Origin of the sequence: Pseudomonas sp. Y39-6 (assembly GCF_023651955.1) — a bacterium.
Classification (GTDB): domain Bacteria; phylum Pseudomonadota; class Gammaproteobacteria; order Pseudomonadales; family Pseudomonadaceae; genus Aquipseudomonas; species Aquipseudomonas veronii.
The window spans coordinates 5,875,862-5,901,147 of sequence record NZ_CP069594.1; the positions used below are offsets into that span (position 1 = coordinate 5,875,862).

General features: G+C 61.6%; 20 protein-coding genes and 1 pseudogene. 9 read left to right on the plus strand and 12 right to left on the minus strand.

Annotated features, from left to right (window positions below; translation table 11 throughout):
* Positions 1-22 precede the first annotated feature (22 nt).
* From JN756_RS26780 to JN756_RS26790, 3 genes are all read left to right on the plus strand, one after another.
* Positions 23-1,918, plus strand: a complete 1,896-nt coding sequence (locus JN756_RS26780) for an alkaline phosphatase D family protein (protein ID WP_201021522.1) — start codon at positions 23-25, stop codon at positions 1,916-1,918.
* A gap of 134 nt (positions 1,919-2,052) precedes the next feature.
* The gene (locus JN756_RS26785; RefSeq protein WP_201021523.1) at positions 2,053-3,054 is read left to right on the plus strand and encodes a sensor domain-containing diguanylate cyclase; all 1,002 of its coding nucleotides are present in this window, start codon (positions 2,053-2,055) and stop codon (positions 3,052-3,054) included.
* A gap of 143 nt (positions 3,055-3,197) precedes the next feature.
* Entirely contained in the window at positions 3,198-4,448 is a 1,251-nt protein-coding gene (locus JN756_RS26790; RefSeq protein WP_201021524.1) for a 2-aminoadipate transaminase, read from the plus strand.
* Here JN756_RS26790 and JN756_RS26795 read toward each other — a convergent pair.
* Positions 4,445-6,469, minus strand: a complete 2,025-nt coding sequence (locus tag JN756_RS26795; RefSeq protein WP_201021525.1) for a c-type cytochrome — start codon at positions 6,467-6,469, stop codon at positions 4,445-4,447. The genes JN756_RS26790 and JN756_RS26795 overlap by 4 nt on opposite strands.
* Positions 6,470-6,698: 229 nt before the next feature.
* Between JN756_RS26795 and JN756_RS26800 the strand changes: the two genes are divergently transcribed.
* From JN756_RS26800 to JN756_RS26810, 3 genes are all read left to right on the plus strand, one after another.
* Complete coding sequence (locus JN756_RS26800; protein WP_227778728.1) at positions 6,699-6,932, plus strand: type II toxin-antitoxin system Phd/YefM family antitoxin; 234 nt, start codon at positions 6,699-6,701, stop codon at positions 6,930-6,932.
* Positions 6,899-6,976, plus strand: a complete 78-nt coding sequence (locus tag JN756_RS26805; RefSeq protein WP_141123716.1) for a type II toxin-antitoxin system YoeB family toxin — start codon at positions 6,899-6,901, stop codon at positions 6,974-6,976. Before JN756_RS26800 ends, JN756_RS26805 begins: the two co-directional genes overlap by 34 nt.
* Positions 6,977-7,268: 292 nt before the next feature.
* Positions 7,269-7,985 carry a hypothetical protein gene (locus JN756_RS26810; RefSeq protein WP_046382109.1) on the plus strand — a complete coding sequence of 239 codons (717 nt, stop codon included), beginning with the start codon at positions 7,269-7,271 and terminating at the stop codon, positions 7,983-7,985.
* Positions 7,986-8,044: 59 nt separating this feature from the next.
* Here JN756_RS26810 and ptaA read toward each other — a convergent pair whose 3' ends face one another.
* From ptaA to cyoA, 6 genes are all read right to left on the minus strand, one after another.
* Entirely contained in the window at positions 8,045-9,139 is a 1,095-nt protein-coding gene (gene ptaA / locus JN756_RS26815) for a pyoverdine biosynthesis transaminase PtaA (RefSeq protein ID WP_201021526.1), read from the minus strand.
* Between the two features lie 148 nt (positions 9,140-9,287).
* A complete protein-coding gene (gene cyoE, locus JN756_RS26820) occupies positions 9,288-10,175 on the minus strand; it encodes a heme o synthase (RefSeq protein WP_017846726.1) in 888 nt (295 codons plus the stop codon).
* An 11-nt stretch (positions 10,176-10,186) separates the two neighbouring features.
* Positions 10,187-10,522, minus strand: a complete 336-nt coding sequence (gene cyoD, locus JN756_RS26825) for a cytochrome o ubiquinol oxidase subunit IV (protein WP_017846725.1) — start codon at positions 10,520-10,522, stop codon at positions 10,187-10,189.
* Entirely contained in the window at positions 10,522-11,148 is a 627-nt protein-coding gene (locus tag JN756_RS26830; protein WP_017846724.1) for a cytochrome o ubiquinol oxidase subunit III, read from the minus strand. Before JN756_RS26830 ends, cyoD begins: the two co-directional genes overlap by 1 nt.
* Positions 11,149-11,151: 3 nt before the next feature.
* Positions 11,152-13,170 carry a cytochrome o ubiquinol oxidase subunit I gene (gene cyoB, locus JN756_RS26835; RefSeq protein WP_128191942.1) on the minus strand — a complete coding sequence of 673 codons (2,019 nt, stop codon included), beginning with the start codon at positions 13,168-13,170 and terminating at the stop codon, positions 11,152-11,154.
* A gap of 3 nt (positions 13,171-13,173) precedes the next feature.
* Positions 13,174-14,115: a ubiquinol oxidase subunit II gene (gene cyoA / locus JN756_RS26840; protein WP_026139992.1), complete on the minus strand. Its 942-nt coding sequence runs from the start codon at positions 14,113-14,115 to the stop codon at positions 13,174-13,176.
* 27 nt (positions 14,116-14,142) lie between these two features.
* Between cyoA and JN756_RS32260 the strand changes: the two are divergent.
* Positions 14,143-14,432: pseudogene (locus JN756_RS32260) on the plus strand (hypothetical protein).
* Between the two features lie 473 nt (positions 14,433-14,905).
* Here JN756_RS32260 and JN756_RS26845 read toward each other — a convergent pair.
* Together JN756_RS26845 and hmpA are read right to left on the minus strand one after the other, a co-directional pair.
* Positions 14,906-15,412, minus strand: a complete 507-nt coding sequence (locus JN756_RS26845; RefSeq protein WP_017846721.1) for a disulfide bond formation protein B — start codon at positions 15,410-15,412, stop codon at positions 14,906-14,908.
* A gap of 778 nt (positions 15,413-16,190) precedes the next feature.
* A complete protein-coding gene (hmpA, locus tag JN756_RS26850) occupies positions 16,191-17,372 on the minus strand; it encodes an NO-inducible flavohemoprotein (RefSeq protein ID WP_046484756.1) in 1,182 nt (393 codons plus the stop codon).
* A 146-nt stretch (positions 17,373-17,518) separates the two neighbouring features.
* Between hmpA and norR the strand changes: the two genes are divergently transcribed.
* On the plus strand, positions 17,519-19,063 hold the full coding sequence (norR, locus tag JN756_RS26855) for a nitric oxide reductase transcriptional regulator NorR (RefSeq protein ID WP_057005278.1): 1,545 nt from the start codon (positions 17,519-17,521) through the stop codon (positions 19,061-19,063).
* A gap of 207 nt (positions 19,064-19,270) precedes the next feature.
* On the opposite strand, the gene JN756_RS26860 is transcribed toward norR, so the two are convergent.
* Positions 19,271-20,182: a DMT family transporter gene (locus JN756_RS26860; RefSeq protein WP_057005279.1), complete on the minus strand. Its 912-nt coding sequence runs from the start codon at positions 20,180-20,182 to the stop codon at positions 19,271-19,273.
* 138 nt (positions 20,183-20,320) lie between these two features.
* Between JN756_RS26860 and JN756_RS26865 the strand changes: the two genes are divergently transcribed.
* Entirely contained in the window at positions 20,321-21,196 is an 876-nt protein-coding gene (locus tag JN756_RS26865; protein WP_017849547.1) for a helix-turn-helix domain-containing protein, read from the plus strand.
* Here JN756_RS26865 and JN756_RS26870 read toward each other — a convergent pair.
* The gene (locus JN756_RS26870; RefSeq protein WP_128192588.1) at positions 21,193-23,700 is read right to left on the minus strand and encodes a LuxR C-terminal-related transcriptional regulator; all 2,508 of its coding nucleotides are present in this window, start codon (positions 23,698-23,700) and stop codon (positions 21,193-21,195) included. The genes JN756_RS26865 and JN756_RS26870 overlap by 4 nt on opposite strands.
* A 226-nt stretch (positions 23,701-23,926) precedes the next feature.
* Positions 23,927-25,285, minus strand: a complete 1,359-nt coding sequence (locus tag JN756_RS26875) for a DUF1329 domain-containing protein (RefSeq protein WP_046382101.1) — start codon at positions 25,283-25,285, stop codon at positions 23,927-23,929.
* Between the last annotated feature and the right edge of the window lies 1 nt (position 25,286).

Below are 25,286 nucleotides of genomic sequence, written 5' to 3' on the forward strand. Positions count from 1 at the left end.
CCTGCGCGGAGCTTTCAACCCTATGCCTCACGCCGGCACCCTGCCCGACGTCCTCGCCGGCCCGCTGCTGCGGCGCCTTGAACCCCTGCGCCTGGTAATGTGGCTGGTGGGGACACGGCAACTGCCTTTGACCCTCAGGCTGCACGTCGCCGGACAGAGCCGCGACATCGTGCTGGACCAAGGCCAGTGCCAAATCGTGCCGGTGGGGCGCCAGGCCTTTATCCACTTGATCGACATCCCGTTGGACGAGGCCCTGCCCCAGGACGCGCTGATCGGCTACGACTTGCTGATCGACGGGCGCGGCATCGCCCACTGGGCAGCGCACCTGCTCTATTGCGACGCGCAATCGCCGAGTTTCGTGCTGCATAGCCGTATTCATCAACTGGTCCACGGCTCCTGCCGCAAGCCCCATCACCCGGCGGACGAAGGCTTGCTGTGCGTCGATCGCCTGCTGGCCGACGCCCAGACCCCGGCCCAACGCCCGGCATTGTTGATGATGAGCGGCGACCAGGTGTACGCCGACGATGTCGCCGGGCCGATGCTGCGGGCGATTCATGGGCTGATCGCGCGCCTGGGGCTGTTCGACGAATACCTGGAAGGCGCCGTGGTGGACGACAGCGCCAGCCTCTACGGGCATCACGCCAGTTATTACCAACGGGCCGAACTGCTCCCCGCGCTGGACAGCAACGAGACCTTGCGCGAGCGTTTTTTCGGCGGCGTGAAGAAGCCGATTTTCACCAGCAGCACCGCCGACAATCATCTGGTGACCTTCGCCGAAGCGATGGCCATGTATTTGTTGGTCTGGTCCCCCACCCCCTGGACGCTGATCGCGCCACAGCCGCCGCAACTGAGCGCCGACGCGCAACAGCGTTATGCCCGCGAACAGGTGCAGATCGATCGCTTCCGCAACGGCCTGCCCGGCGCCGCGCGGGTGTTTGCCCATCTGTCCACGCTGATGATCTTCGACGATCACGACATCACCGACGACTGGAACCTCAGCGCGCAGTGGGAAGAAACCGCCTACGGCCATCCGTTCTCCAAACGCATCATCGGTAACGCGCTGCTGGCTTACCTGCTGTGCCAAGGCTGGGGCAACCAGCCGCAGGTATTTGGCCCGCTGATCAACCAGACCCAGGCGCTTGTCGCCCAGGCACAGCACAACCACCTGAACGCGAGTGCGCAGGATCAACTGCTCGACACGCTGCTGGCCTTCCAACAGTGGCATTACGTGCTGCCGACCACCCCTGCGCTGGTGGTGCTCGACACCCGCACCCGCCGCTGGCGCAGCGAATTCAACCTCAAGCAACCGTCCGGCCTGCTGGACTGGGAAGCCTTGAGCGAACTGCAACAAGCGCTGCTGGACCACCCGTCGGCAATCATCGTCTCCCCCGCGCCGATCTTTGGCGTCAAGCTGATCGAGACCGTGCAAAAAGTGTTCAGTTGGTGCGGCTACCCGCTGCTGGTCGACGCCGAAAACTGGATGGCGCATCGCGGCGCCGCCCAGGTGATCCTGAATATCTTCCGCCACTCCCGCACACCGGGTAACTACGTCATCCTCTCGGGCGACGTGCATTACTCGTTCGTCTACGAAGTGCTGATCCGCCATCGCAACGCCGGCCCCAAGCTCTGGCAGATCACCAGCAGCGGCATCAAGAACGAATTCCCGCCGCGCCTGCTGGAATGGTTCGACCGCCTCAACCGCTGGCTCTACTCGCCGCGCTCCCCACTCAACTGGTTCACCCGCCGCCGCACCATGCAGGTGGTGCCGCATATCCCGGAACACGCCGAAGCCGGTGAACGCTTGTGGAACTCGGCGGGGATCGGCCAGGTATTTTTCAACGAGCAAGGCCAGCCCGAGGCCATTTACCAGCACAACGCCAACGGGAAGGCACCGACGAGGATGCGGGCGCCGAAATAATGGCCCATCGCCGCACATCGACAGCTGCACAGTCGCTCTATTCAAAGCGTGCAAGCCCCGTTGTACAGTAGCGCCAGCCACGGAGTATCGGCGTCAATTTGACCGGCCTTGAGGCCCACGCAGGGAGCGCGCACATGGACGATACAGCCGGCAACAAACCGTCAACTGACCTCAATGCCGACATGTTGCATGCCGTCATGGAACTGGTCAGCGACGGGGTCTGGGACTGGAACGCGAATACGGGGTTCGTTTACCGCAACCCGGGCTGGTACGAAATGCTCGGTTACCCCCGCCACTCCCTGGAGAACAGCGTGTTCACCTGGGAGAACATCATCCACCCCGACGACTACTCCCGCGTGATGACGGTGTTCGATGACTACATCAACCGTCGCTCGCCCTATTACCAAATCGAATACCGTTGCCGCAAAAAAGACGGCAGCTACCTGTGGATCGAAGACCGCGGCTATGTGGTTGCGCGTAATCTCGACGGCTCGGTAGCGCGCATGGTCGGCGCCCATCGCGACATCAATACGCGCAAGTGCGCGATCGAACAGCTCGAACGGCGCAACCAATCCCTTGAAGCCTTGGTTGCCGAACGCACACGCGAGTTGTCGCGGGTCAACCAGCAACTGCAGTTGCAACTGGACGAGAACCGCTCCCTGGCCGAGCGTGACTCCCTGACCCGCGTGGCCAACCGTTATCGCCTGGAGAAAGTGCTGCTGGAAGAATGTGAGCGCGCCCAACGCTTTCGCCTGCCGTTGGCCCTGGTCGCCATGGATATCGATGACTTCAAGCCGATCAATGATCGACACGGCCACGGCGTCGGCGACCAGACCCTGATGAGCGTCGTGGAGAGCCTGGAGGCCTGCGTGCGCCCCGGTGACTTGCTCGCGCGCTGGGGTGGCGATGAGTTCGTGGTGGTGCTGCCCAAAAGCACCCTGGAGAGCGCAAAAAACCTGGCCGAGCGCATTCGCCAAAGCATGAGCGAAGTCCCCACCGTGGGCGACTTCAAAATCACCCTGAGCCTGGGGGTGGTGGAGCGTCATGCGGGTGAAGGCCCCGACGCCCTGATGGCGCGGGCCGATCAGGCGTTGTATCGCTCCAAGGCGGCGGGGAAGGACATCGTCTCGGAATGAATGCGCGGGTTTGTGGCCCCGAACGGCTGCTTGGCAAGCGCTCCTTCCGATTTGGAATGACCCGGCGACTTTATTTCGTTTGCGGCCCGGCCCGGCTCACGGCTTAGATAAAAAGACGCCCGCCACTGCCGAGTCCGAGATTCATGAGCCGCGAAACCATCAGCCAGTCGATTTCCATCGTCCACCCCATCAGCCTCAGCCACGGCAAGAACGCCGAAGTCTGGGACACCGCGGGCAAGCGCTACATCGACTTTGTCGGCGGCATCGGCGTGCTCAACCTCGGGCACTGCCACCCGGCGGTGGTCGAGGCGATTCGCCAGCAGGCGACCCAACTGACCCACTACGCCTTCAACGCCGCTCCGCACAGGCCTTACATCGAGCTGATGGATCGTCTGAGTGCATTTATCCCGGTGGACTACCCGGTCAGCGGGATGCTCACCAACAGCGGTGCGGAAGCCGCGGAAAACGCCCTGAAGATCGTGCGCGGCGCTACCGGCCGCACCGCGGTGATCGCCTTCGACGGCGCCTTCCACGGCCGCACCCTCGCCACCCTCAACCTGAATGGCAAGGTCGCGCCCTACAAGCAAAAAGTTGGTGTCCTGCCGGGCCCGGTGTATCACCTGCCCTACCCCAGCGCCGACAACGGCGTGACCTGCGCCGAAGCGCTGAAGGCCATGGACCGCTTGTTCAGCGTGGAAATCGACGTCGACGATGTAGCCTGCTTCATCATTGAGCCGGTGCAGGGTGAAGGCGGCTTCCTCGCGCTGGATATCGCGTTCGCCCAGGCCCTCCGCCGCTTCTGCGATGAGAAAAACATCCTGCTGATCGTCGATGAAATCCAGTCCGGTTTCGGCCGCACCGGGCAACGTTTTGCCTTCTCGCGCCTGAGCATAACGCCGGACTTGATCCTGCTCGGCAAAAGCATCGCCGGCGGTGTGCCGTTGGGTGCTGTGGTGGGGCGCAAGGCATTACTCGACAACCTGCCCAAAGGCGGGCTGGGCGGCACATATTCGGGCAATCCCATCGCCTGCGCGGCGGCGTTGGCCACCCTGGAGGTGATGACGGATGCACAGTTGCAGGCCTGGGGCACGCGACAGGAAGAGGCCATCCTGCGCCGCTACGAAACCTGGCGCGCGCAACGCCTGTCGCCTTACCTGGGCCGACTGACCGGCGTCGGCGCCATGCGTGGCATCGAGTTGGCCCACGCCGACGGCACGCCCGCGCCCCAGCAACTGAGCCAGTTGCTGAGCCTGGCGCGGGACGCCGGCTTGCTGCTGATGCCCAGCGGCAAGTCGCGGCACATCGTCCGCTTACTGGCACCGCTGACCATTGAGCCGGTGGTGTTGGAGGAAGGCCTGGACATCCTCCAGGCGTGCCTCAAGCAACTGGACTAGTAACGCGCATCCACCGGCTTGCCGCCGTTGGGCCAGTCTTTGACCTTGTCCGGGAAGTCCGGGCGAGGTTGCCCCGAGAAATACGCTGCGACGTCCACCGCTTCCTGGTCGGACAAACCGCCCTGGCCCAACGGGAATTGCTCGTGGAAGCCGATCGGCATGTTGCGTTTGACGAACGCCGCCGCCGTGTAGGTGCGTGCCATGCCGGCGCCGATATTGAACGACTGATCGCCCCACAGCGGCGGGTACACCCGCTCGCCGTCGGCACGCGCCAGGCCCTCACCGTTGTCGCCATGGCACACCGCGCATTGCTTGGCGTAGACCGCCTTGCCATTGGCCAGGTCCGGTTTGATCGCCGGGTCGACCTTGCCTACACCGCGCCCGGCCACCTTGTCTTCGGGGCGGGTGTTGTTCTTCATCCAGTCGAAGTACGCGACCATCGCCTGCATATCCGCCGATTGCGGCGGCAACGGTTTGCCGTTCATCGAGCGCCGGAAGCAGCCGTTGATGCGTTCTTCCAGGCTCACCACCTTGCCCGCGCGCGGTGCATAGCTGGGGAAGAAGGCCGACACACCGACGAAGGGCGAACCGTCCGCCACGGTGCCGGCGTTGAGGTGGCAACTGGTGCAATTGAGCGCGTTGCCGACGTTGTCGGGCAGCAATGCCTTGGTTTGCAGGTGCAGGCGCATGCCGCGCACCACCTGGTCGGCGTTCGGCGCCGCGAGCAGGTCGGCCAGGCGCGGGGTTTCGAAAGTGGAGGAGTCGGTCGTGGCCGGGTTGAGCTGATCGCGCAATGTCTTGACCTGCGCGGCGCTGATCGACGTGCCCTGGTTGCCCCAGCGCGTGCGAACGAAACTGAGGATTTCGGCGACCTCCTGGTCCGTCAGCCGGGCAAACCCGGGCATGGTGTAGACCCGTGGGTGAGTGGCCGTTTGTGCGGTCTCCCAACCGGTGAGGGTGATGTGCAGCAGGGATGTCGGGTCGTTCGAGACGATGCTCGGGTTGCCGGCCAATGGCGGGAACAAGCCTTTCACCCCCGCGCCATCACTGCGGTGGCAGTCGCTGCAGAACTGCATATAACCCAGGCCGCCACGGCTGGTGAACAGGTCGGCGGGCGGCGCGGCCGGTGCGCGGGCCACCGACGGCATCGGCAGATCGTCCGGGCCGGGCGGCAAGGATTTCAGATAGCGGGCAATCGCGGTCAGGTCGTCGTCGCTGAAATGCTGGGTGCTGTGGTGAATCACATCGGCCATGTTGCCGGCGACGGTGGCAAAGCGGTTCTGCCCGGTCTTGAGCAGTTGCACGGTGTCTTCCACGGTCCACAGGTTGCGCAGGCTCAGGGCGCGCCAATGCTCGACGGTTTCGCCGGCCAGGTAATGCTGGCCGCCGCGCCCGTCGTCGCTCATGGCCTTTTCCTGGAAGGCGATGCCCCGCGGGGTATGACAGGAGCCGCAGTGGCCCAGGCCCTGGACCAGATACGCGCCACGGTTGAGCTGCGCGTCACGGCCGGGGTCGGGCTGGAACGCTTGCTTGTCGAGAAAGGCGAAGTTCCACAAGGCCAGGCCCCAGCGCTGGTTGAACGGGAAGCCCATGTCCGCCTCGAGGTTGGCCTGCCGCACGGGTTCCACGCCTTGCATCAGGTAGGCGTACAAGGCGCGCATGTCCTCCTCGCTCATCTTGGCGTAGGACGGATACGGCATCGCCGGGTACAGGTTCATACCCGCAGGTGTGACACCTTCACGCATGACCCGGTCGAACTGTTCGAAGCTGTAGGCGCCAATACCGGTCTCGCGGTCCGGCGTGATATTGCTCGAATAGATCGTGCCCATCGGCGTGCTCAGCTCCAGCCCGCCGGCCATCGTGTTGCCTGGCTTGGCGGTGTGGCAGGCAATGCAGTCGCCCAATTGCGCGACATATTTGCCGTGTTCGATCAGTGCGGTATCGGCGGAATTGGCGTGCAGGGGTAGCGTCAGACCAAACGTCGCTCCCAGCAAGGCCAGGCGTGACAGAGAAAGCGCCATTGCATTAGTCCTTTAATGACCTCGCGTGGGGAAGCCCCCTCGGCGCAGGTCCGTTGTCGTTTTTATGGGTTCATCAGACCTTTGTGTTGTAACGGGTTTGGCGCTGCGGGGTTTTGATGTGGGTCAGGCTCAAACCGTAAGGGTGCCACCCATTGACCGTTGATAAGGAAACCCTTGAACACATGTACGTATTTCTGGACGTTTCGTACCATCAAGCGAGGACATACCCATGGAAACAATCAACTACACCAATGCCCGTGCCCATCTCTCCGAGACAATGGATCGGGTCAATGACGATCACATCCCGTTGCTGCTCACCCGGCAAAAAGGTGAGCCCGTGGTGATGATCTCGCTATCGGAATTCAATGCCCTTGAAGAGACGGCCCCGAACCACTCAAATACAACCTCAGTGGCTTCTGGTCTCGGCGAATCACCGCCGAACATCGCTTGGTCTATGGCATAGAGGATGATGAGACTCAGGTCTTGATGTGTCGTTATCACTATTAACGGGGAATACCTGTTGAAGCCGACTGCCCTGGTCCGCGCCTGAAAACATCCGACGCTTTTCTGCAGGGAAGCACACTGGCGCTGGCACCGTCGATACTGTCGAGCGGCGCCTGGGCGGGCGGCATGGTCATCGGCAGCCTGTTGAGCATGCGGGTTGACCGTAGGTCTGTTTTGCGGGCGCTGGCCGCGTTGCGTCGCAATAAGGGCATTGTGCTGCCTTGACCTGCCCCCCCTCCCCGCCGAAAATGCCCGACGCTTTTTTGTCCCTGTTTACTGAAGTAGTGAAATTTCAATGCCCGATTCCTACACCGCTGAATCCGCCGAAGAATCCGTAGTCGCCTTGCAATCCAAAGCTGAATACGAAAACGCCATCAATCTTTCACAGCATGTGCCAGCGGCCAAGATCATCAGCGAGATGGTGCTGGACGCGTTCCACACCTCCAAGGAAAGCGACCAGATCCGCGAGTTGCGCGTGGCCATCCGCCAGGCCCACGATGCCTTCGACGACGACAAGGCCTACGACCTGATGGGCCAACTCAAGCAGCTCAAGGACGCCGAAGCCGCCGACAACATCGCCCTGGAAGACCTGAGCAGCAAGTTCTCGATCAGCCGCATCCTGTCCAGCTTCAAGGACGACCCGGCGTTTCAGGAGCTGGTCTACGGCCTGGCCCTCAAGGTGTTGAACCAGTCCCACCAGGCCATCAGCAACCCGAGCGCCGGCAAGGGCAAGGCCGCGCGGCCGAAGAAAGACGCCGAAGTGTTTGTGATCAGCAAGGATGGCATCAGCGTCACCCTGCCGCTGCGCACGCCGCGCTCGAAGCTCAATGTCGACCGTGAAGCGTTCGAGTTCCTGGGTTTCAGCTTCGTGGGTGAAGGCGATGACGCCGAGCTGGAAGTCGAGAGCTTTGTGGATAACGCCGGCGCCGAACAGCCGTTGAGCCGCAAGAGCGTGATCACGGCGTTGCAGCAGCAGACCGCGTTCGATGGGTACAGCATCGCGCAGCAGTAGTACCGCAGAACCCAATGTAGGAGGGGGATTGCTCCCTCCCACATTGGTTTTGTATTGGGTTAAACGCTGCGCTGGACCTGCGCCGCAAACACCTCGCGAAACCGCTCCATCTCGTGCTTGTTCCCCACCGTCACCCGCACCCACTGCGGCCAACTCTTCCATACGCGGCCGATCATCACACCTTGCGCGGCCAGTTTCTCGATCACTTGCTCCGCCGGTTGCTTCACGTCGATCATGAAGCAGTTGCTCTGCGACAGCGTGCAGGTGAACCCGCGGGCCTTGAGCCAGGCGACGGTCTCCTCGCGCTGTTGCGCGTTCAGGGCCTTGCGTTGCGGCAACAGGTTGACGTCTTCGAGGCTGGCCTGCGCGCCGAGCAAGCCGCTGCCGGCAGGGACGTTGTCGCCCCCGAACACCGCGAGGCGCGCCAGCAACGCCGGGGCGCCGATCGCCAGGCCCACGCGCGCGCCGGCCATGCCGTAGATTTTCGAGAAGGTGCGCAACACCAGCAGGTCGTCGTGTTCCTTGACCCAACTGACACAGCTGGGAGCGTCGGCGAAGTCGATGTACGCCTCGTCCACCACCAGCACGCTGCCTTGGGGTTTGTTCGCCAGCGCGTGCCGGATGGCCTCGGTGGACGTCAGGGTACCGGTGGGGTTATTCGGGTTGCACAGGTAGAGCATGCCCGCCTGGGGATCGGCGGCGAGCATCGAGGGAATGTCGTGGGCGTGCTCGGCCGTGAGGCTCACTTCCTGCACCGGCGCCCCGCTCGCCTCGGCCGCCTGGCGCGGCACCTCGTAGGACGGCGTGGCCATCACCAGGCCGCGGCTTTCGCCGGTAAACGCCAACACCGCGTAGCGCAGCGCAGCCATGGAGCCGGAAAACACTGCCACCTGTGCTTCGGCAATCCCCTGCTGCCGGGCAAACAACGCGGCCAGGGCGTACATGTGGCCGTAGGGATAACGCCCGGCCGTGGCAATCGCGTCCTGCATCGCCTCGCGGGCGGCGCCCGAGGGGCCGTAGGGGCTTTCGTTATAGTTGAGCCGTACCTTCTCAGCCTTTGCCGGTGGTGGGCTGGCGACTGCCCAGTCCAGGCGCCCCAGCAAGGGCAAGGCCGCGCCCAAGGCGAGAAGGGACCGACGACTAACGCTGACCATGGTGACAACTCCTTGTACGCGGGTAATGGATTCGCACAGCTCGTACAGTGAGGTATGACGAGAAAGGCGCCGGCCGATTTAATCCCGCGCCCAAGAAAAAGCCCCGCACTTCTCACGAAGGCGGGGCTTGTTCACTGCTTGGAACCACTCAGGGCGCGTAGGTCAGCAACAGCTCTCTCGGCACCTGGAAATCCAGGGACATCATCACGCTGAGCGCGGTGATGGTGAAGATCGAGAACACGAACAGCTTGCGTGCCCAGACGGTGTCGTCCACCGCCTTGTAACCGGTCCAGGCCATGTACAACCAGTACATGCCCATGGCGGCGGCGACGGCAAGGTAGCTCATGCCGGCGTAGCCACTGAAGGTCAACATCAAGGTCGCCACGAGGAAGGCCAGGATGTACAGCAGGATGTGTTTCTTGGCCACCTGGATGCCGCGCTTGACCGGCAGAACCGGAATCGACGCAGCCAGGTAGTCGTTGAAACGGAAGATCGCGATGGCATAGGAATGCGGCATCTGCCACAGGCTGAACATCACCAGCAGCACCAGCGCGGCCATGTCGAAGCTATTGGTCACAGCCACATAACCAATCACCGGCGGCATCGCCCCCGACAGACTGCCCACCAGCGTGCCGTGAACCGACTTGCGCTTGAGGTACAGGCTGTAGAGGCCGACGTAGATGACAAAGCCGATCACGGCAAACAGCGCCGCCAACGGGTTGGCCACCTTGTACAACAACACCACGCCGGCAACACCCAGGACGGTCGCGAACAGCAGTGCCAGTTTCAGGGAGATAAGGCCCTGGACCAGCACGCGATTCTTGGTGCGTTCCATCTTGATATCGATGTCGCGGTCGATGCAGTTGTTGAACACACAACCGGAAGCTACCACCAGGGACGTGCCGATCATGGCGGCCAGGAAGATGGCCAGATCGACATGTCCCTTGGAGGCCAGGAAGAAGCCGCCTGCCACAGAAAGCACGTTACCGAAAATGATCCCCGGTTTGGTGATTTGGATAAAGTGCTTAAGCGACATCGGGTCTTACCTCACTTCGCCATCATGTAGGTGTGGATGCTGAACATGATCCACAGCGACAGACCAACCAGCAGAACGATCACCAGGCCTGCGAACACGAACGCAATCACGTTCTCGCGCTGGGCCTCGGAGCGGTCCAGGTGCAGGAAGTACACCAGGTGAACCAGGACCTGAATCACCGCGAACGCCAGGACGATCATCAAGGTGATCGACTTCGGCAAGGTTGGGTACATCACCAGGCCGAACGGGATCAGGGTCAGGATGACCGACAGGATGAAGCCGATAGCGTAAGTCTTTACGCTGCCGTGACTCGCATCATGGCTGTCATGGGAGTGTGCATTAGCCATTACAGGGTCCCCATCAAGTAGACGACGGTGAATACGCAGATCCAGACCACATCCAGGAAGTGCCAGAACAGGCTCAGGCAGTTCAGGCGAGTCTTGTTGGTGTTGGTCAGGCCGTGTTTATTGACCTGATACATCATCATCGCCATCCAGATCAGGCCAGATGTCACGTGCAGACCGTGGGTCCCCACCAGCGTGAAGAACGCCGACAGGAAGCCGCTGCGGCTAGGGCCGTAGCCTTCGGAGATCAGCAGGTGGAACTCGTTGATCTCCATGCCGATGAAGCCCAGGCCGAACAGGAAGGTCAGGCCCAACCAGGTCAGTACGCCCTGCTTGTTGCCCTTGTAGAAGGACAACATGGCGAAGCCGTAGGTGATCGAACTGAACAACAGCAAGGCGGTTTCGCCGAGCACGTAAGGCAGTTCGAAGATGTCGTGGCCCGCCGGGCCACCCGCTACGTTGTTTACCAGTACCGCGTACACCGCGAAGATCGACGCAAACAAGATGCAGTCGGTCATCAGGTAGAGCCAGAAACCGTAGACGGTTACCGGGCCCGAGTCGTGGTGATGGTCATCGTGCCCATGGTCATCGACATGGGCGTGTCCAGCATTGGTCACTAAGTTCGACATGGTTTAAGCCTGTTCCAACGAGGTTTCTACACGGTTGGCCGGGATCTTCTTCTCGGCCACCAGGCGAGCGTGCTGCTCGGCTTCGATGCGCTCGATCGTTTCGACCGGCACCATGTAGCCTTGATCATCACGTGCAGCGTGGACAATGAAGTAGCCGATGGTGCCCACCAGGCTCACGATTGCCAGCCACCAGATGTGCCAGATCATCGCGAAACCGAACACGGTCAACAGCGCACCCATCACCACGCCAGTGGCGGTGTTGTTTGGCATGTGGATCGGTTCGTAGTGCTTAGGCTGCTGGTACGCAGTACCGTTTTCCTTGGCTTCGGTGAACGCATCGATGGTGTTCGCGGTAGGAATCACGGCGAAGTTGTAGAACGGAGGTGGCGACGAAGTCGACCATTCCAGGGTGTGGCCGTTCCATGGGTCGCCCGACTCGCACATGTTCTGCTTGCGATCACGCACGCTGACATACAGCTGGATCAGCTGGCAGGCGATACCCACCGCGATCAGCACCGCACCGATCATGGCGACGTACAGGTACGGCACCCACTCAGGGTTGGTGGTGGCGTTCAGACGACGGGTCATGCCCATGAAGCCCAGTGCATAGAGCGGCATGAACGCGACGAAGAAGCCCGAGATCCAGAACCAGAATGCAGCCTTGCCCCAACCGTCGTGCAGCTTGAAGCCGAACGCTTTCGGGAAGAAGAAGCTGAAACCAGCGATGTAACCGAATACCGCACCGCCAATGATCACGTTGTGGAAGTGAGCGATCACGAACAAGCTGTTGTGCAGCACGAAGTCAGCACCCGGGATGGCCAGCAGTACGCCGGTCATACCGCCGATGGCGAAGGTCACCATGAAGCCCAGTGTCCACACGACCTGGCTGGTCATACGCAGACGGCCGTGGTAGATGGTGAACAGCCAGTTGAATAGCTTCACCCCCGTCGGGATCGAAATCAGCATCGTCGCCAGGCCGAAGAAGGCGTTGACGCTGGCCCCCGAACCCATGGTGAAGAAGTGGTGCAGCCACACCATGAAGCCCAGTACCGAGATCGCACCGGAGGCGTAGACCATCGAGTGGTGACCGAACAGGCGCTTGCCGGTAAAGGTCGAGATCACTTCGGAGAAGATACCGAACGCTGGCAGGATCAGGATGTACACCTCAGGGTGACCCCATGCCCAGAACAGGTTCACGTACATCATTGGATTGCCACCAAGTTCGTTGGTGAAAATGTGGAAATCCAGGTAACGGTCAAGCGACAGCAGTGCCAGCGTAGCGGTGAGGATCGGGAACGAAGCCACGATCAGCACGTTGGCCCAGGTGCAGGTCCAGGTGAAGATCGGCATGTCCATCATCTTCATGCCAGGGGCGCGCATTTTCAGCACGGTGGCCAGGAAGTTGACCCCCGTCAGCGTCGTCCCGAGCCCTGATAACTGTAGCGCCCAGATGTAGTAGTCCACACCCACGCCCGGACTGTATTTCAGGCCCGACAATGGCGGATACGCAACCCAACCGGTCTTGGCGAATTCGCCGACGCCCAGGGACACGTTGATCAGCACCACGCCAGACACCAGCAGCCAGAAGCTCAGGGAGTTCAGGAACGGGTAGGCAACGTCGCGGGCACCGATCTGCAGCGGCACTGCAAGGTTCATCAGGCCGGTGAAGAAAGGCATCGCCATGAAGATGATCATGATCACACCGTGAGCGGTGAAGATCTGGTCATAGTGTTCAGGCGGCAGGTAGCCTGGCGCGCCCTCAGTGGCCATGGCCAACTGGGTACGCATCATGATGGCGTCGGCAAAACCACGCAGCAGCATGACCATGGCAACGACGATGTACATCACACCGATTTTCTTGTGGTCGACCGAAGTCAGCCACTCAGTCCACAAGTAGGTCCACTTCTTGAAGTAAGTGATACCCCCAACCAGTGCCAGACCACCCAGCGCGATCATGGCGATGGTAATCATCACAATCGGCTCGTGGAACGGGACCGCATCCCAACTTAATTTACCAAACATCGTTTACTCCTCTGCCCCAGCAGTTGAATGCGAGCCCGTGTCAGAACCTTCAACCGCAGCCACTTCTTTCTTCTCGTGCTTGACCGGCTTGCCTGGTTTCATGCCTTCGTACTTGTCGACGACTTTCTGAAACAGGTCAGGCGTGTAAGTGGAGTACAGCGCGACTGGGTTGTTCTGGCTTGGTTTGGCAAGGGCTTCGTATTCAGCTTGATCAAGCTGTTTAGGTGCGGCCTTGACTTCGGCTACCCAGGCGTCGAATTCTTCCTGGCTCGTCGAGATCGCTTTGAATTTCATGCCGGTGAAACCTGCGCCGCTATAGTTGGCGGAGATGCCGTCCATTTCAGCTTTCTGGTTGGCGATCAGGTGCAGCTTGGTCTGCATGCCGGCCATCGCGTAGATCTGGCCACCCAGGCCTGGGATGAAGAACGAGTTCATCACAGTGTCGGAGGTGATCTTGAAGTTAACCGGGGTATGTTCCGGGAACACGATCTTGTTGACGGTGGCGATACCCAGGTCCGGGTAGATGAACAGCCACTTCCAGTCCAGCGCGACCACTTCGATGTTGATCGGCTTGACCTCGGAGTCCAGCGGACGGTATGGGTCCAGCGCGTGGGTGGACTTGTAGGTCACATAACCCAGGGCAATGATGATGAGGATCGGAACCAGCCACACCGCGATTTCAATCTTGGTGGAGTGCGACCACTTCGGCGCGTAAGTCGCCTTGGTGTTCGACGCGCGGTATTTCCAGGCGAAGGCGAAGGTCATGATGATCACAGGGACCACGACCAGCAACATCAGCAGGGTGGCAGTGATGATCAGGTTGCGTTCATCCAGACCGACCTGTCCTTTTGGGTCGAGCAAGGACCACTTGCAGCCTCCCAGCATTAACATCATGCCAAGCAGCGGCAAAAAGCCTAGTAATCGGGGGTACCTGTTTTTACTCATCTCACGACCTCTAAAGCAGCTTGCGCAATGCAGTTGGGTTTTGATCGCCAACACTTCACCCTGCCAAGGGTTGGCATTTCTCTTCGATTGAATAAGAGCCTGCCCGTGCGCCCTAATTGGACGGTTCGCGGACCTGCGGTGAGTTCTTATTCGATTTCGTGGTTAAAGGCCTTGTTACAGACCAATTCCATTTGGTGCGGATAGTTGAAAGGCTGCCGGAACCTGGGGTCGCACAGAGCCATCCATCTGCCCCTCGACCGCTCCAATGCTCAAATATTGAACAGCACCGGACATTCAGTGCGGGCGATTGTAGTTAGCTAGCGATGTATAAACCATGTCTTATAAAGAAATAATTTTTATCGATTCCAGCAATAATCCTTCACCTATTTTGCAAAGGTTCGCGATCTTATCGCGTTGGATTCTCAACAAAAACCACAAAAAATGCCGTGTTATAGGGCAAACTGCCACACCCCTTACCCGCCGTAAGGGCCTGAAAAAGCGCTCCAAGCCCCCATAAAACAGGGCACTCGCTGACCACCGAAAGCCGCGAACGGCGCGCTATTCGCGGTGTTGCTCAAACGATGAACTGACAGCACACATTAACGGCCATGGGCAAATTCACGCGGCGTTGTGACGGCTCGGAAACGCCCTGCGACAGCGCCTGTGTGACAACATGTCGCACACTGCGCGCCGTCAAAATTGTCCCGCGTCACTGTCCCTTCAAAAATCCCTACAAACAAAAACGCCCCGGTTTTCCTTTAAGAAAGGCCGGGGCGTTTCAATGAATGGCTCAGGCTTTGCGTTGGCGATTGCGATAGATACCCAGGGGCACCAGGATCACCGTCAGCACGAACGCCACCAGCGCCCATTGCGCCAGCGACAGGCCGAGCACCGGCGGGTACGGCGTGCTGCAGAAGCCGTCGACCTGGAAGACCAGCGGAAACACCTTGGCCAGGGGCAGGCCGTCAACGATCGGTTGCAGCACATCCACGCCGCAACTGACCTCAGGGAAGAACTGGGTGTACACATGGTGACCGGCAGCCGCCACACCGCCCAAGGCACTGAGCACCACCAACCCTTCAAACAGCGTGATCGCCCCTTTGTTGCGCATAGCCGCACCAATAAACGCAAAAACGGCAATCAACAGCAAGGCATAGCGCTGCAGGATACACAGCGGGCACGGCGCTTCGCCCAACACCACCTGCATGTACAGCGCACCGCCGATCAGCGCCAGGCAGATGATGCCCAGCAACACCAGAAAGCGCCGCTCCCTGCCTAAACGCAATTCGTCACTCATCTCCGTATCCCTTTGTTTGGTTGTGCCTGTGGCGGCAAGTTTACACACAGAGAGTGGTTTAAACAGAAGGGGGTTAACGGCGGATTAATACGCCACTTGTAGGAGCGAGCTTGCTCGCTCCTACAGGTGTATGGGTGTGGGGGTGTGGGGGGGTTATTCGAGGGCGGCGGGGGGCCGAAGAAGTCGTAGCGGCTTTGTTTTTCGGGTACGCCCAAGGCCTTGAGGTGGCGCTTAATACGCTACTTGTAGGAGCGAGCTTGCTCGCGAAGAACTCAAAGACGCTGCGGTCATCCAGGATGCAGGCGTTATCGTTGACGTTCTTCGCGAGCAAGCTCGCTCCTACAGGTGTGTGGGTGTGTGGGGGGGCCGAAGAAGTCGTAGCGGCTTTGTTTTTCGGGTACGCCCATGGCCTTGAGGTGGCGTTTAATATGCCACTTGTAGGAGCGAGCTTGCTCGCGAAGAACTTAAAGACGCCGCGTTCATCCAGGATGCGGGCGTTATCGTTGACGTTCTTCGCGAGCAAGCTCGCTCCTACAGGTGTGTGGGTGTGTGGGGGGTTATTCGAGGGCGGCGGCCGGGCCGAAGAATTCGTAGCGGCTTTGTTTTTCGGGTACGCCCAAGGCCTTGAGGTGGCGTTTAATATGCCACTTGTAGGAGCGAGCTTGCTCGCGAAGAACTTAAAGACGCTGCGGTCATCCAGGATGCAGGCGTTATCGTTGACGTTCTTCGCGAGCAAGCTCGCTCCTACAGGTGTGTGGGTGTGTGGGTGTGTGGGGGGTTATTCGAGGGCGGCGGCTGGGCCGAAGAATTCGTAGCGGCTTTGTTTTTCGGGTACGCCCAAGGCCTTGAGGTGGCGTTTGATTGCGGCCATGAAGCCTTTAGGGCCGAGGAAGTACGCATCCAGGTCGCGCTGCTCAGGCAACCACGCCGCCAGTTGTTCCTGGCTCAGCAGGCCCACGGTGTCGCCTGCCGGGCTCACGCCATCGTCCTCGTCATAGCAGTAGAAGCGCTTGAGCTGCGGATGCTTGGCCGCCAGGGCGTCGACCCATTCCCGAAACGCATGCACCCCGCCGTTACGCGCGCAGTGGATAAAATGCACCGGACGCTGGGTGGCCAGGGCCGCTTCGAGCATCGGCAGTGTTGGCGTGATGCCCACCCCGCCGCTGATCAGCACCAGCGGTTTATCGCTGGCGGCCAGGGTGAACTCGCCCGCTGGCGGGAACAGGTCGATCGTCGCGCCGACCTGCAATTGATCATGCAGGTAGTTGGACACCCGCCCACCGGCTTCACGCTTGACGCTGATGCGGTATTGGCCGGCATCGCTGAGGGCCGACAAGGAATAGTTGCGGCGCACTTCTTCGCCATCGAGCAGCAGCGTCATACCAATGTACTGACCGGGCTCGGCGGCGAGGATCGGGCCGTTGTCCAGCGGGGCGAAATAGAAGGAAGTGATTTCGGCACTTTCCTCCACGCGCTTGACCAGCTTGAACGGCCGCGCACCTCGCCAGCCGCCCGGTGCCTGGGCTTTCTCATCATAGATCGCAGCTTCGGCGCCGATCAGGATGTCCGCCAACTGACCGTAGGCCGCGCCCCAGGCGCTCATCACCTCGGGAGTGGCAATCTCGCTGCCCAACACTTCGGAAATCGCACGCAGCAGGCAGGCTCCCACGATCGGGTAATGTTCCGGCAGGATCTGCAAGGCCACGTGTTTGTTGATGATCTTCGCCACCAGATCACCCAGTTGATCCAACTGGTCGATATGTCGTGCATACATCAACACACCATTGGCCAGGGCACGGGGCTGGTCGCCGCTGACCTGGTGCGCCTGGTTGAACAGCGGGCGCACCTCCGGGTACTCGGAGAGCATCATGCGGTAGAAATGGGTGATCAGCGCTTCGCCGCCGCTTTCCAGCAGGGGCACGGTGGATTTGATGATGGCACGGTCTTGGGCACTAAGCATGGAGCCTCCTGGGCTTCTTTACTGATTGCCTTGGAGTACTCAGTATTCATGCCAACTAATAAATCGTTTAATTTCAATAAGTTAAATTACCAGTAGTCAGTATGACCTCCTACGCCTTATAGTCATAAGGACTACAAGGAGTCATTATGACTGCGCAATCGCTGCTCACCACCCTGCTCCCCCTGGTCGCCGACCTGTCCCGCGAACTGCCCGAAGGCGAGCGTTACCGCCGCCTGTTGCAAGCCATGCGCGCCCTGCTGCCGTGCGACGCCGCCGCGCTGTTGCGCCTGGACGGTGAGTCGCTGGTGCCGCTGGCAGTGGACGGCTTGAGCGCCGATACCCTGGGCCGACGCTTCAAGGTCAGCGAACACCCGCGTTTCGCCGTGCTGCTCGGCAGCCCCGGCCCGACGCGTTTCGACAGCGACAGTGAATTGCCCGACCCCTACGACGGCCTGGTGGACGGCCTGCACGGGCACCTCGAAATTCACGACTGCATGGGCTGCCCGCTGTATGTCGATGACAAACCATGGGGCCTGCTGACCCTGGACGCCCTCGACACCGAGCGCTTCGAACGGGTCGAGTTGGACGCCCTGCAAGCCTTCGCCAGCCTCGCCGCCGCCACGGTCAACGTCGCCGAACGCATTGAACATCTGGCATTGCGCGCCGAAGACGAACGCCAGCGTGCCGAGATCTACCGCCAGGCCAGCGGCCAGCAGCACAAAGAGATGATCGGCCAGAGCAAGCCCCACAAGCGCCTGGTCGAAGAGATCAACCTGGTGGGCGGCAGCGACCTCACCGTGTTGATCACCGGCGAAACCGGGGTCGGCAAGGAACTGGTAGCCCAGGCGATCCACGCCGCATCGTCCCGTGCGGACAAGCCGCTGATCAGCCTCAACTGCGCCGCCCTGCCGGAAACCCTGGTGGAAAGCGAGCTGTTCGGCCACGTGCGCGGTGCCTTCACCGGCGCGCTGAACGAGCGCCGGGGCAAATTCGAACTGGCCAACGGCGGCACGTTGTTTCTGGACGAAGTCGGCGAGCTGTCGTTGACGGTGCAGGCCAAGCTGCTGCGCGTCCTGCAAAGCGGTCAACTGCAGCGCCTGGGCTCGGACAAGGAACATCAAGTGGACGTGCGCCTGATCGCCGCCACCAACCGCGACCTGGCCGAAGAAGTGCGCAACGGCCGCTACCGTGCCGACTTCTACCACCGCCTCAGCGTCTACCCGCTGCAAGTGCCGGCACTGCGCGAACGCGGGCGCGATGTGTTGCTGCTGGCCGGGTTCTTTCTCGAACAGAACCGTTCGCGCATGGGCCTGGGCAGCCTGCGCCTGACCAGCGACGCCCAAGCCGCGTTGCTGGCCTACAACTGGCCGGGCAATGTGCGCGAGCTGGAACATTTGATCGGACGCAGCGCACTGAAAGCCCTGGGAAACTGTCGCGAACGTCCGAAGATTCTCAGCCTGAGCGCCCAAGACCTGGACCTGCCCGACGTCAGCGCAGCGCCGATCGCCCCACCACCCGAAGTCACCGCCATCGCCGGCGGCGACCTGCGCCAGGCCACCGAACACTACCAGCGCCAAGTCATCAACGCCTGCCTGGAACGCCACCAACACAACTGGGCCAGCACCGCCCGCGAACTAGGCCTGGACCGCGCCAACCTAGGCCGCATGGCCAAACGCCTAGGCCTCAAATAACCCAGATCCCCCAACCAAACCCAATAAATACTGAAATACTGAAATACTGAAATGCTGAAAATGTGGGAGGGGGCTTGCCCCCGATAGCGGTGGGTCAGTCACTTATTTGTAGCTGACCCACTGCTATCGGGGGCAAGCCCCCTCCCACCTAAAGCAACACCCTCCCACCTAAAGCAATCCCCTCCCACCTTAACCCCCCTTCCCACCTCAGACTTGCTTCGCCCTGAACACCGCCTCCCCCGCCTGAACCACCCTAACCCTACGAAACACCAACACATTCCCCACCATCACCAACACCAACCCCACCAACGCCGGCGCAGTCCACTGATACCCCTCAGCAAACGCCGACACATTCAGCGCCACCACCGGAAACAACACCGTGCAATACGCCGCCCGCTCAGGCCCCATACGCCCGACCAGCGTCAGATACGCCGTAAACCCAATCACCGACCCCGGAATCACCAAATACCCCAACGCCCCGACATACCGCGCACTCCAGTCCATCTCGAACGGAATACCGCGCACCACGCAATAGGTCGCCAACATCACCGCACCATATGCCATGCCCCAGGCATTGGTAGTCAACGGCCGCAACCCCGCCTTCTGCTGCAGGCTCGAAAGCATATTGCCAGCCGAAAAACACATCGTCCCCAACAGCGCCAAACCCAGCCCGAGCAAGGTCTGCGGGCTCGCGGTGTGCCCCGCCAGCTCCGGCCAGAACAACAGGCCCAAGCCCAGCAAGCCAAGGCCGCCGCCCATCAACACATTGCGCGCGACCCGCTGGCCAAAAAACACCCGCGCATTCAGGGCATTCCACAGCGTCGCCGTAGAAAACACCACCGCCACCAGCCCGCTGGGAATCCACTGGCTGGCCGTGAGAAAACACATGAAGTTCACACAGAACAGGCACAACCCCTGGGCCAGGCAGATCAGATGCCCGCGCCGGTTCATCACCTGCAACTTGCGGCTGAGCAGCAACAGCACAAACAACACCAACGCCGCCAGGGCGAAGCGATAGACAATCGACACGGGAATCGCCACCACACCCAGTTGCCACTTGAGGGCGATCCAGGTGGTGCCCCAGATCAGCACGGTGAGTAAATACAGGAAAAGGTTCATAACAGGCTCCGCTGGTTGAGCCACAGTGTCGCCTTCAAGCCCTGGCCGGCGCTTGCAGATTCTTGCGCTTTTGTCGCACGGCAGGCTCACAGCGCCAGCGGCTCGGAGTAGGATGCAAGGCGTCGGAGAGTACACACCATGTCAACGCTGGAATCCCTGCAAGTCTTTCAAGCCCTCAACCGCTCGCCCCACGCTCGCCTCGAAGCCTGCGCCGAGCTCGGTGACGGCTTGTCTGCGGCGTTGTGGAGCAACCACCACGATTCCCAGGACTACCAGGCGCCCGGCCATCACACCTTGTCCTGCTACATCGGCGGCGGCACCGGCACGTTTCGTCGCGACCAGCCGGGCACCAAGGGCGGGCCCGACAAGTTGTGCATCCTGCCGGCCGAGCATCAGTCGGCCTGGGTGATCAACGGCGACATCCGCCTGGCCCACGTGTATTTCAGCCAGGCGCAATTCGCCCTGGGCTGCATCACCCTGCTCGACCGCGAACCGCGCGCGCTGCAACTGCAGGAAAGCACCTTCCTCGAAGACCCCAGCCAGGCGCGACGCTTTCACCAGTTGATCGCCCTCAACTGGCACGAGCCCGCCGAACGCCTGCTGACCAGCAGCCTGGCCCATGAAATGCTCAGCCACACCTTGCTCAGCCAAGTCGGCGCGCGCGACGGGCTGCGTTTGAAAGGCGGGCTGGCGGCGCATCAGCGGCGGTTGTTGGTGGACTACATCGACCAGCACCTGGACGACCCCATCAGCCTCGGGCAATTGGCCGGGATGTGTGCGCTGTCGGAATACCATTTTGCGCGGATGTTCCGCCAAAGCTTCGGCCTGCCGCCCCATCAATACCTGCTGGCTCGGCGCCTGGCCCGCGCGCAGAACCTGCTGCGCAGCGGCAGCCTGCCCGTGGGTGACATCGCGTTGATGTGCGGCTTCTCCAGCGCCAGCCACTTCACCCATCGCTTTCGCCAGGCCATGGGCGCGACGCCCGGCGAATACCGTCAGGCGTTCTGCGCTTAAACCATCAAGCCCAACGTCTTGGCCTTGGCCACCGCCTGGGTGCGTCGCTCCACGCCGAGCTTGCTGTGGATGCGCCGCGCGTGGGTCTTGACGGTGTGCAGCGAGATAAACAAGCGGTCGGCGATTTCCAGGTTGGAGTTGCCCAGGGCGATCAGTTGCAGCACTTCCAGCTCGCGTTGGCTCAGCGGGTTGTCCGCCGTGCCGGTCGGCGAGGCCTGCGGTTCCAGGCCCAGCTCACTCAACAGCCCGGGCGAGCGTAAACGCAGCTCGCGGATCGCTTGCTGCACCTGGCAACGCCCTGCCAGTTCCAGGCCGTGTTGCAGTGAACGACGCGCCACCGCCGGTTCGCCCAGTTGCCAGGCCACTTCACCCAGCACCAGGTGCAATTCGGCCTCCAGACACAGCATGCCGCGTTGGCGGGAAGCGTCCAGCAGTGCGTTGAGCCGCGCCAGCGGTTGATCGGCGACACCCAGTTTGACCTCGGCCAACACCAGCAGGTATTCAAGACGCGGGATCAATTCCAGCGTGGCCGGCGGCGCCTGCTTGGCGTCGGGCCCTCGGAAATGGCGGAGCACCCGGCGCAGCGCTGCCACCGTCAATTCGGCGCGACCCTGTTGCAACCAGAAGTGCCCGCTGACCAGCAGCAACACCGCGCGGTACACCGTGTCCGGCACCTGGCGCTGCTGCATCAGGCGCTCGGCCTCGCGCAACTGGATAAAGGCCTGGGCGTAATCACCGTGATTGGCCGCCAACAACGCAAGGCCCAGATAGCCATACAACACGCGCTTGTCCTGGCTGTGCAGGCACATGCTCAAGCCCGTCTCGAAGCACTCGGCAGCCAACGCGTCCTGCCCCTGGCGCAGGGCCAGATGCCCACGCCGCAAGGCGATACGTCCGACCAGCGGCCCAGCCTTCAGCCGCTGCTTGAGCAACATCGCCTGCACCTGCTCCAACAGGTTTTGCGCGCGGTACGGCGCGCCGCGCTGTTCGAGCAATTGCGCGTGATCCAGCTCCAGCAGGGCTTCGAGCAACAGCGAACCATGGGCCCGCGCCAGGCACAGCGCTTCGCGGTTCAGGGTCTGGGCCGCCTCCAGCTCACCGCGCAGCAAGGCTTGCTGGGTCAGCCCCGACAGGCACATCAGACGTGATGTCCACGCACTGTCGGGCAACGCCTGCAAGGCCTCGAGGAAATGCTCGCGAGAACGTTGCGCATCACCCGCCAGATGCAGCAACCACCCCCACTGCGCCTGCCAGCGCGCCAACAACAGGCGTTGCTGCGGCGCCGACGGTTGCGGGGCGAAACGCGCCAGTTGGCCGATGCACAACGCGGCCTGCTCGAAGCGCCCGGCGAACAGCAACGCGGCCGTGACCAGCCCCACCAACTGCGCGGAACACAGCATCAGCTCGTCACCGTGTTGTTCATGCAGGCGCAACAACAGCACGGCATTCTGCTGGCGGAACAGGTCTTCGAAGCTGAAGTGCTGCAACAGGCTGACGGCCACTTCGTATTCTTCGGCCAGCAGCGCCTGCTCGAACGCGGCTTGCCAGTCGCCCTCGGCGCTGAACCATTGGCAGGCCCGTCGGTGCCAGGAGCGTTTGGCCGGCCAGGGCTCATCCCGTATCAACTGCGCAAGCGGCGCGAAGACTTGTAACCAGTCGGCGGCATCGTCCCAGGGCTGGATAAATGCGCCGAGCGCCTGCAAGTCCCGCAGGTACTGAGCGCCATCGCCAAAGCCGAACAGGTGCTCGCACAAGCCCGCATTGAAACGCGGCAAATGCGCCAGCACCCGCCAGGCTTCCTCCAGTTCCGCCGGCAAGGTGCTGAACAGCTCGTGTTGCAGGTAGTCGAGCAAGGTCTTGTCGGGATGGCCGTCGCCGAGCAAGGCGATGCGAACCCCGGCGCACCAACCGGCGCTGAACCGCATCACGCGCTCGACGCTGTGACCCGGCGCCTCGCCGAGCAGGGCCTGGACTTCCTCGGCGCTGAAGATCAACTCGGCCGCGCTGCATTCCAGCAGCTCATCGTCGAGCAGCAGCCGCGGCCAGTTGCACCCAGGGCGCCGCCGCGCACCCAGCCACCAGGTCAGCGCCGGGTGGCTGGCGCTGAGCAGGCGGTCGAGCAAGGCGTCCAGCTCGGGCGCGGGCAGACGGCTGAAATCATCGAGAAACAACCACGCCGACGTCTGCCAGCGGCTGAGATCCTGCAACAGCGTGGCTTCATCGGTAAACGCCAGGCCCAGGTTGTGCGCCAGGCGCCGGCACAAATCCAGCGGGCTTAGCGGCACGCCATTGAGCGGTAGCCAGTACACCTGACAACCCGCCGGCGCCTGCAAGGCGCACTCGGCGAGCAACGCGCTCTTGCCACTGCCGCCCGGGGCACAGAGCAACTTGACCCGCGCCTGCGCCGCCAACAACGGCTCGGCCAGGCGCGGGCGCAACAGATGATGGGCGGACAGCCGTGGCATGAATCCAGGACGGTCCAGGCAGCGTGTCATGGCGGTCATTGCTGCATCCTGCGTTTTTATTGTTATGCAACCTGACACCTACCCTAGCCCCGTGCTCGGCGATTCTTGAAGAAGTATTCAACGCAGTGATTAATAGCCATGCACAAAACCCAATGTGGGAGGGGGCTTGCCCCCGATGGCGGTGGATCAGTCAGCTCTCTGTAGCTGATCCACCGCTATCGGGGGCAAGCCCCCTCCCACATTAAGATTGCATTTCAAACAGGCATCAACGCACGCCCGAAGCCCTCAACGCCGCCGGCGTGTAGTCCGCCGCCTTGGCCGCAAACCCGAACACAAAACTGCTCTTCTCCTCATTCTTCATGCCCAGGGCGATGTAGCGTCCGGCGATGAGGTCGTACAGGGTTTCCACGGTGTAGGCCGGCACCTGATGGTCGTAGTAGAACTGTGCATGACCTTCGGCGACACGCCACAGTTGGCCGCGGCCGTCATAGTGATCCACCAGCGCGACCTGCCAGCTGTCTTCGTCGATGTACATGTGGCGCTTGGCATAGATGTGCCGTTCGCTCGGCTTGACGGTGCCGACCACTTCCCACACGCGGTGCAGCTCATAGCGGGTCAAGTCCTGGTTGATATGCCCGGCCTTGATGATGTCGTCGTACTTGAGGTTCGGCGAATCGAGCTTGTAGCTGTTGTAGGGGATGTACATCTCTTTCTTGCCCACCAGCTTCCAGTCATAGCGATCGGGGGCGCCGGAGAACATGTCGAAGTTATCCGTGGTGCGCAGGCCGTCGGACGCGGTGCCCGGGCCGTCGTAGGACACTTGCGGCGCCCGGCGCACACGGCGCTGGCCGGCGTTGTAGATCCAGGCCAGGCGCGGTTCCTTGACCTGGTCGAGGGTCTCGTGGACCAGCAGCACGTTGCCCGCCAGCCGCGCCGGGGCCGTTACCGATTGCTTGAAGAAACTCAGCACGTTGGCGGCCTTGGCGGCGTCGATATCCGGGATCGCCTGCGGCACCGCGACTTCTTCTTCAAAGCGGATCGGCGTGTAGCTGCCGTTCGTCTGCGGGGTGGCCTGGGTGATGATGCGCCGCAGGTTGCCGCCGTGGTAACGGGTGATGTGGTTCCACAGCACCTCCACGCCATTCTTGGGGATCGGGAACGCGTAGTAGCGGTTGCCGGTGAAGTTCTCCAGGCCGTTGCCGTCGTTGATCGCATGCACGTTCAGCGCGCTGCGCTTGATCGACTCGTAGATATCCGGCGGCAGGTTGACCGTGCGGTGGCTCGGGTACACCGGGATCTTGTAGGTCTCGGGGTAACGCTTGAACATCGCCACCTGGCCGTCGGAGAGTTTGTCCTTGTATTTGTCGACGGTCGCGGCGGTGATCACGAACAGCGGTTTTTCATTGGCGAACGGGTCGGCGAGGAAGCCCTTGCTGTCCACCGCACCGGCATTTTTTGGAATGCCGCCGGTCCAGGCCGGGATCGAGCCATCGGCGTTGCCGGCCTTTTCGGCGCCGACCGGGGTCAGGCTGGTGCCGAGCTTGGCGGCTTCTTCGGGCGACACGGCCGCCATGACGTTGGCGGCCAACACACTCAGGGCCATCACAGCAATTAACTTACGCATA

Bases quoted from the DNA above. Each gene is read 5' to 3' on its own strand.
- JN756_RS26860 (WP_057005279.1), bottom strand. From the start codon at position 20,182: ATGAACCTTTTCCTGTATTTACTCACCGTGCTGATCTGGGGCACCACC.
- JN756_RS26780 (WP_201021522.1), top strand. From the start codon at position 23: ATGCCTCACGCCGGCACCCTGCCCGACGTCCTCGCCGGCCCGCTGCTG.
- JN756_RS26800 (WP_227778728.1), top strand. From the start codon at position 6,699: ATGGAAACAATCAACTACACCAATGCCCGTGCCCATCTCTCCGAGACA.
- JN756_RS26790 (WP_201021524.1), top strand. From the start codon at position 3,198: ATGAGCCGCGAAACCATCAGCCAGTCGATTTCCATCGTCCACCCCATC.
- JN756_RS26870 (WP_128192588.1), bottom strand. From the start codon at position 23,700: ATGACCGCCATGACACGCTGCCTGGACCGTCCTGGATTCATGCCACGG.
- JN756_RS26785 (WP_201021523.1), top strand. From the start codon at position 2,053: ATGGACGATACAGCCGGCAACAAACCGTCAACTGACCTCAATGCCGAC.
- ptaA (WP_201021526.1), bottom strand. From the start codon at position 9,139: ATGGTCAGCGTTAGTCGTCGGTCCCTTCTCGCCTTGGGCGCGGCCTTG.
- JN756_RS26875 (WP_046382101.1), bottom strand. From the start codon at position 25,285: ATGCGTAAGTTAATTGCTGTGATGGCCCTGAGTGTGTTGGCCGCCAAC.
- cyoE (WP_017846726.1), bottom strand. From the start codon at position 10,175: ATGTCGCTTAAGCACTTTATCCAAATCACCAAACCGGGGATCATTTTC.
- cyoB (WP_128191942.1), bottom strand. From the start codon at position 13,170: ATGTTTGGTAAATTAAGTTGGGATGCGGTCCCGTTCCACGAGCCGATT.
- JN756_RS26795 (WP_201021525.1), bottom strand. From the start codon at position 6,469: ATGGCGCTTTCTCTGTCACGCCTGGCCTTGCTGGGAGCGACGTTTGGT.
- JN756_RS26845 (WP_017846721.1), bottom strand. From the start codon at position 15,412: ATGAGTGACGAATTGCGTTTAGGCAGGGAGCGGCGCTTTCTGGTGTTG.
- JN756_RS26810 (WP_046382109.1), top strand. From the start codon at position 7,269: ATGCCCGATTCCTACACCGCTGAATCCGCCGAAGAATCCGTAGTCGCC.
- JN756_RS26865 (WP_017849547.1), top strand. From the start codon at position 20,321: ATGTCAACGCTGGAATCCCTGCAAGTCTTTCAAGCCCTCAACCGCTCG.
- cyoA (WP_026139992.1), bottom strand. From the start codon at position 14,115: ATGAGTAAAAACAGGTACCCCCGATTACTAGGCTTTTTGCCGCTGCTT.
- hmpA (WP_046484756.1), bottom strand. From the start codon at position 17,372: ATGCTTAGTGCCCAAGACCGTGCCATCATCAAATCCACCGTGCCCCTG.
- norR (WP_057005278.1), top strand. From the start codon at position 17,519: ATGACTGCGCAATCGCTGCTCACCACCCTGCTCCCCCTGGTCGCCGAC.
- cyoD (WP_017846725.1), bottom strand. From the start codon at position 10,522: ATGGCTAATGCACACTCCCATGACAGCCATGATGCGAGTCACGGCAGC.
- JN756_RS26830 (WP_017846724.1), bottom strand. From the start codon at position 11,148: ATGTCGAACTTAGTGACCAATGCTGGACACGCCCATGTCGATGACCAT.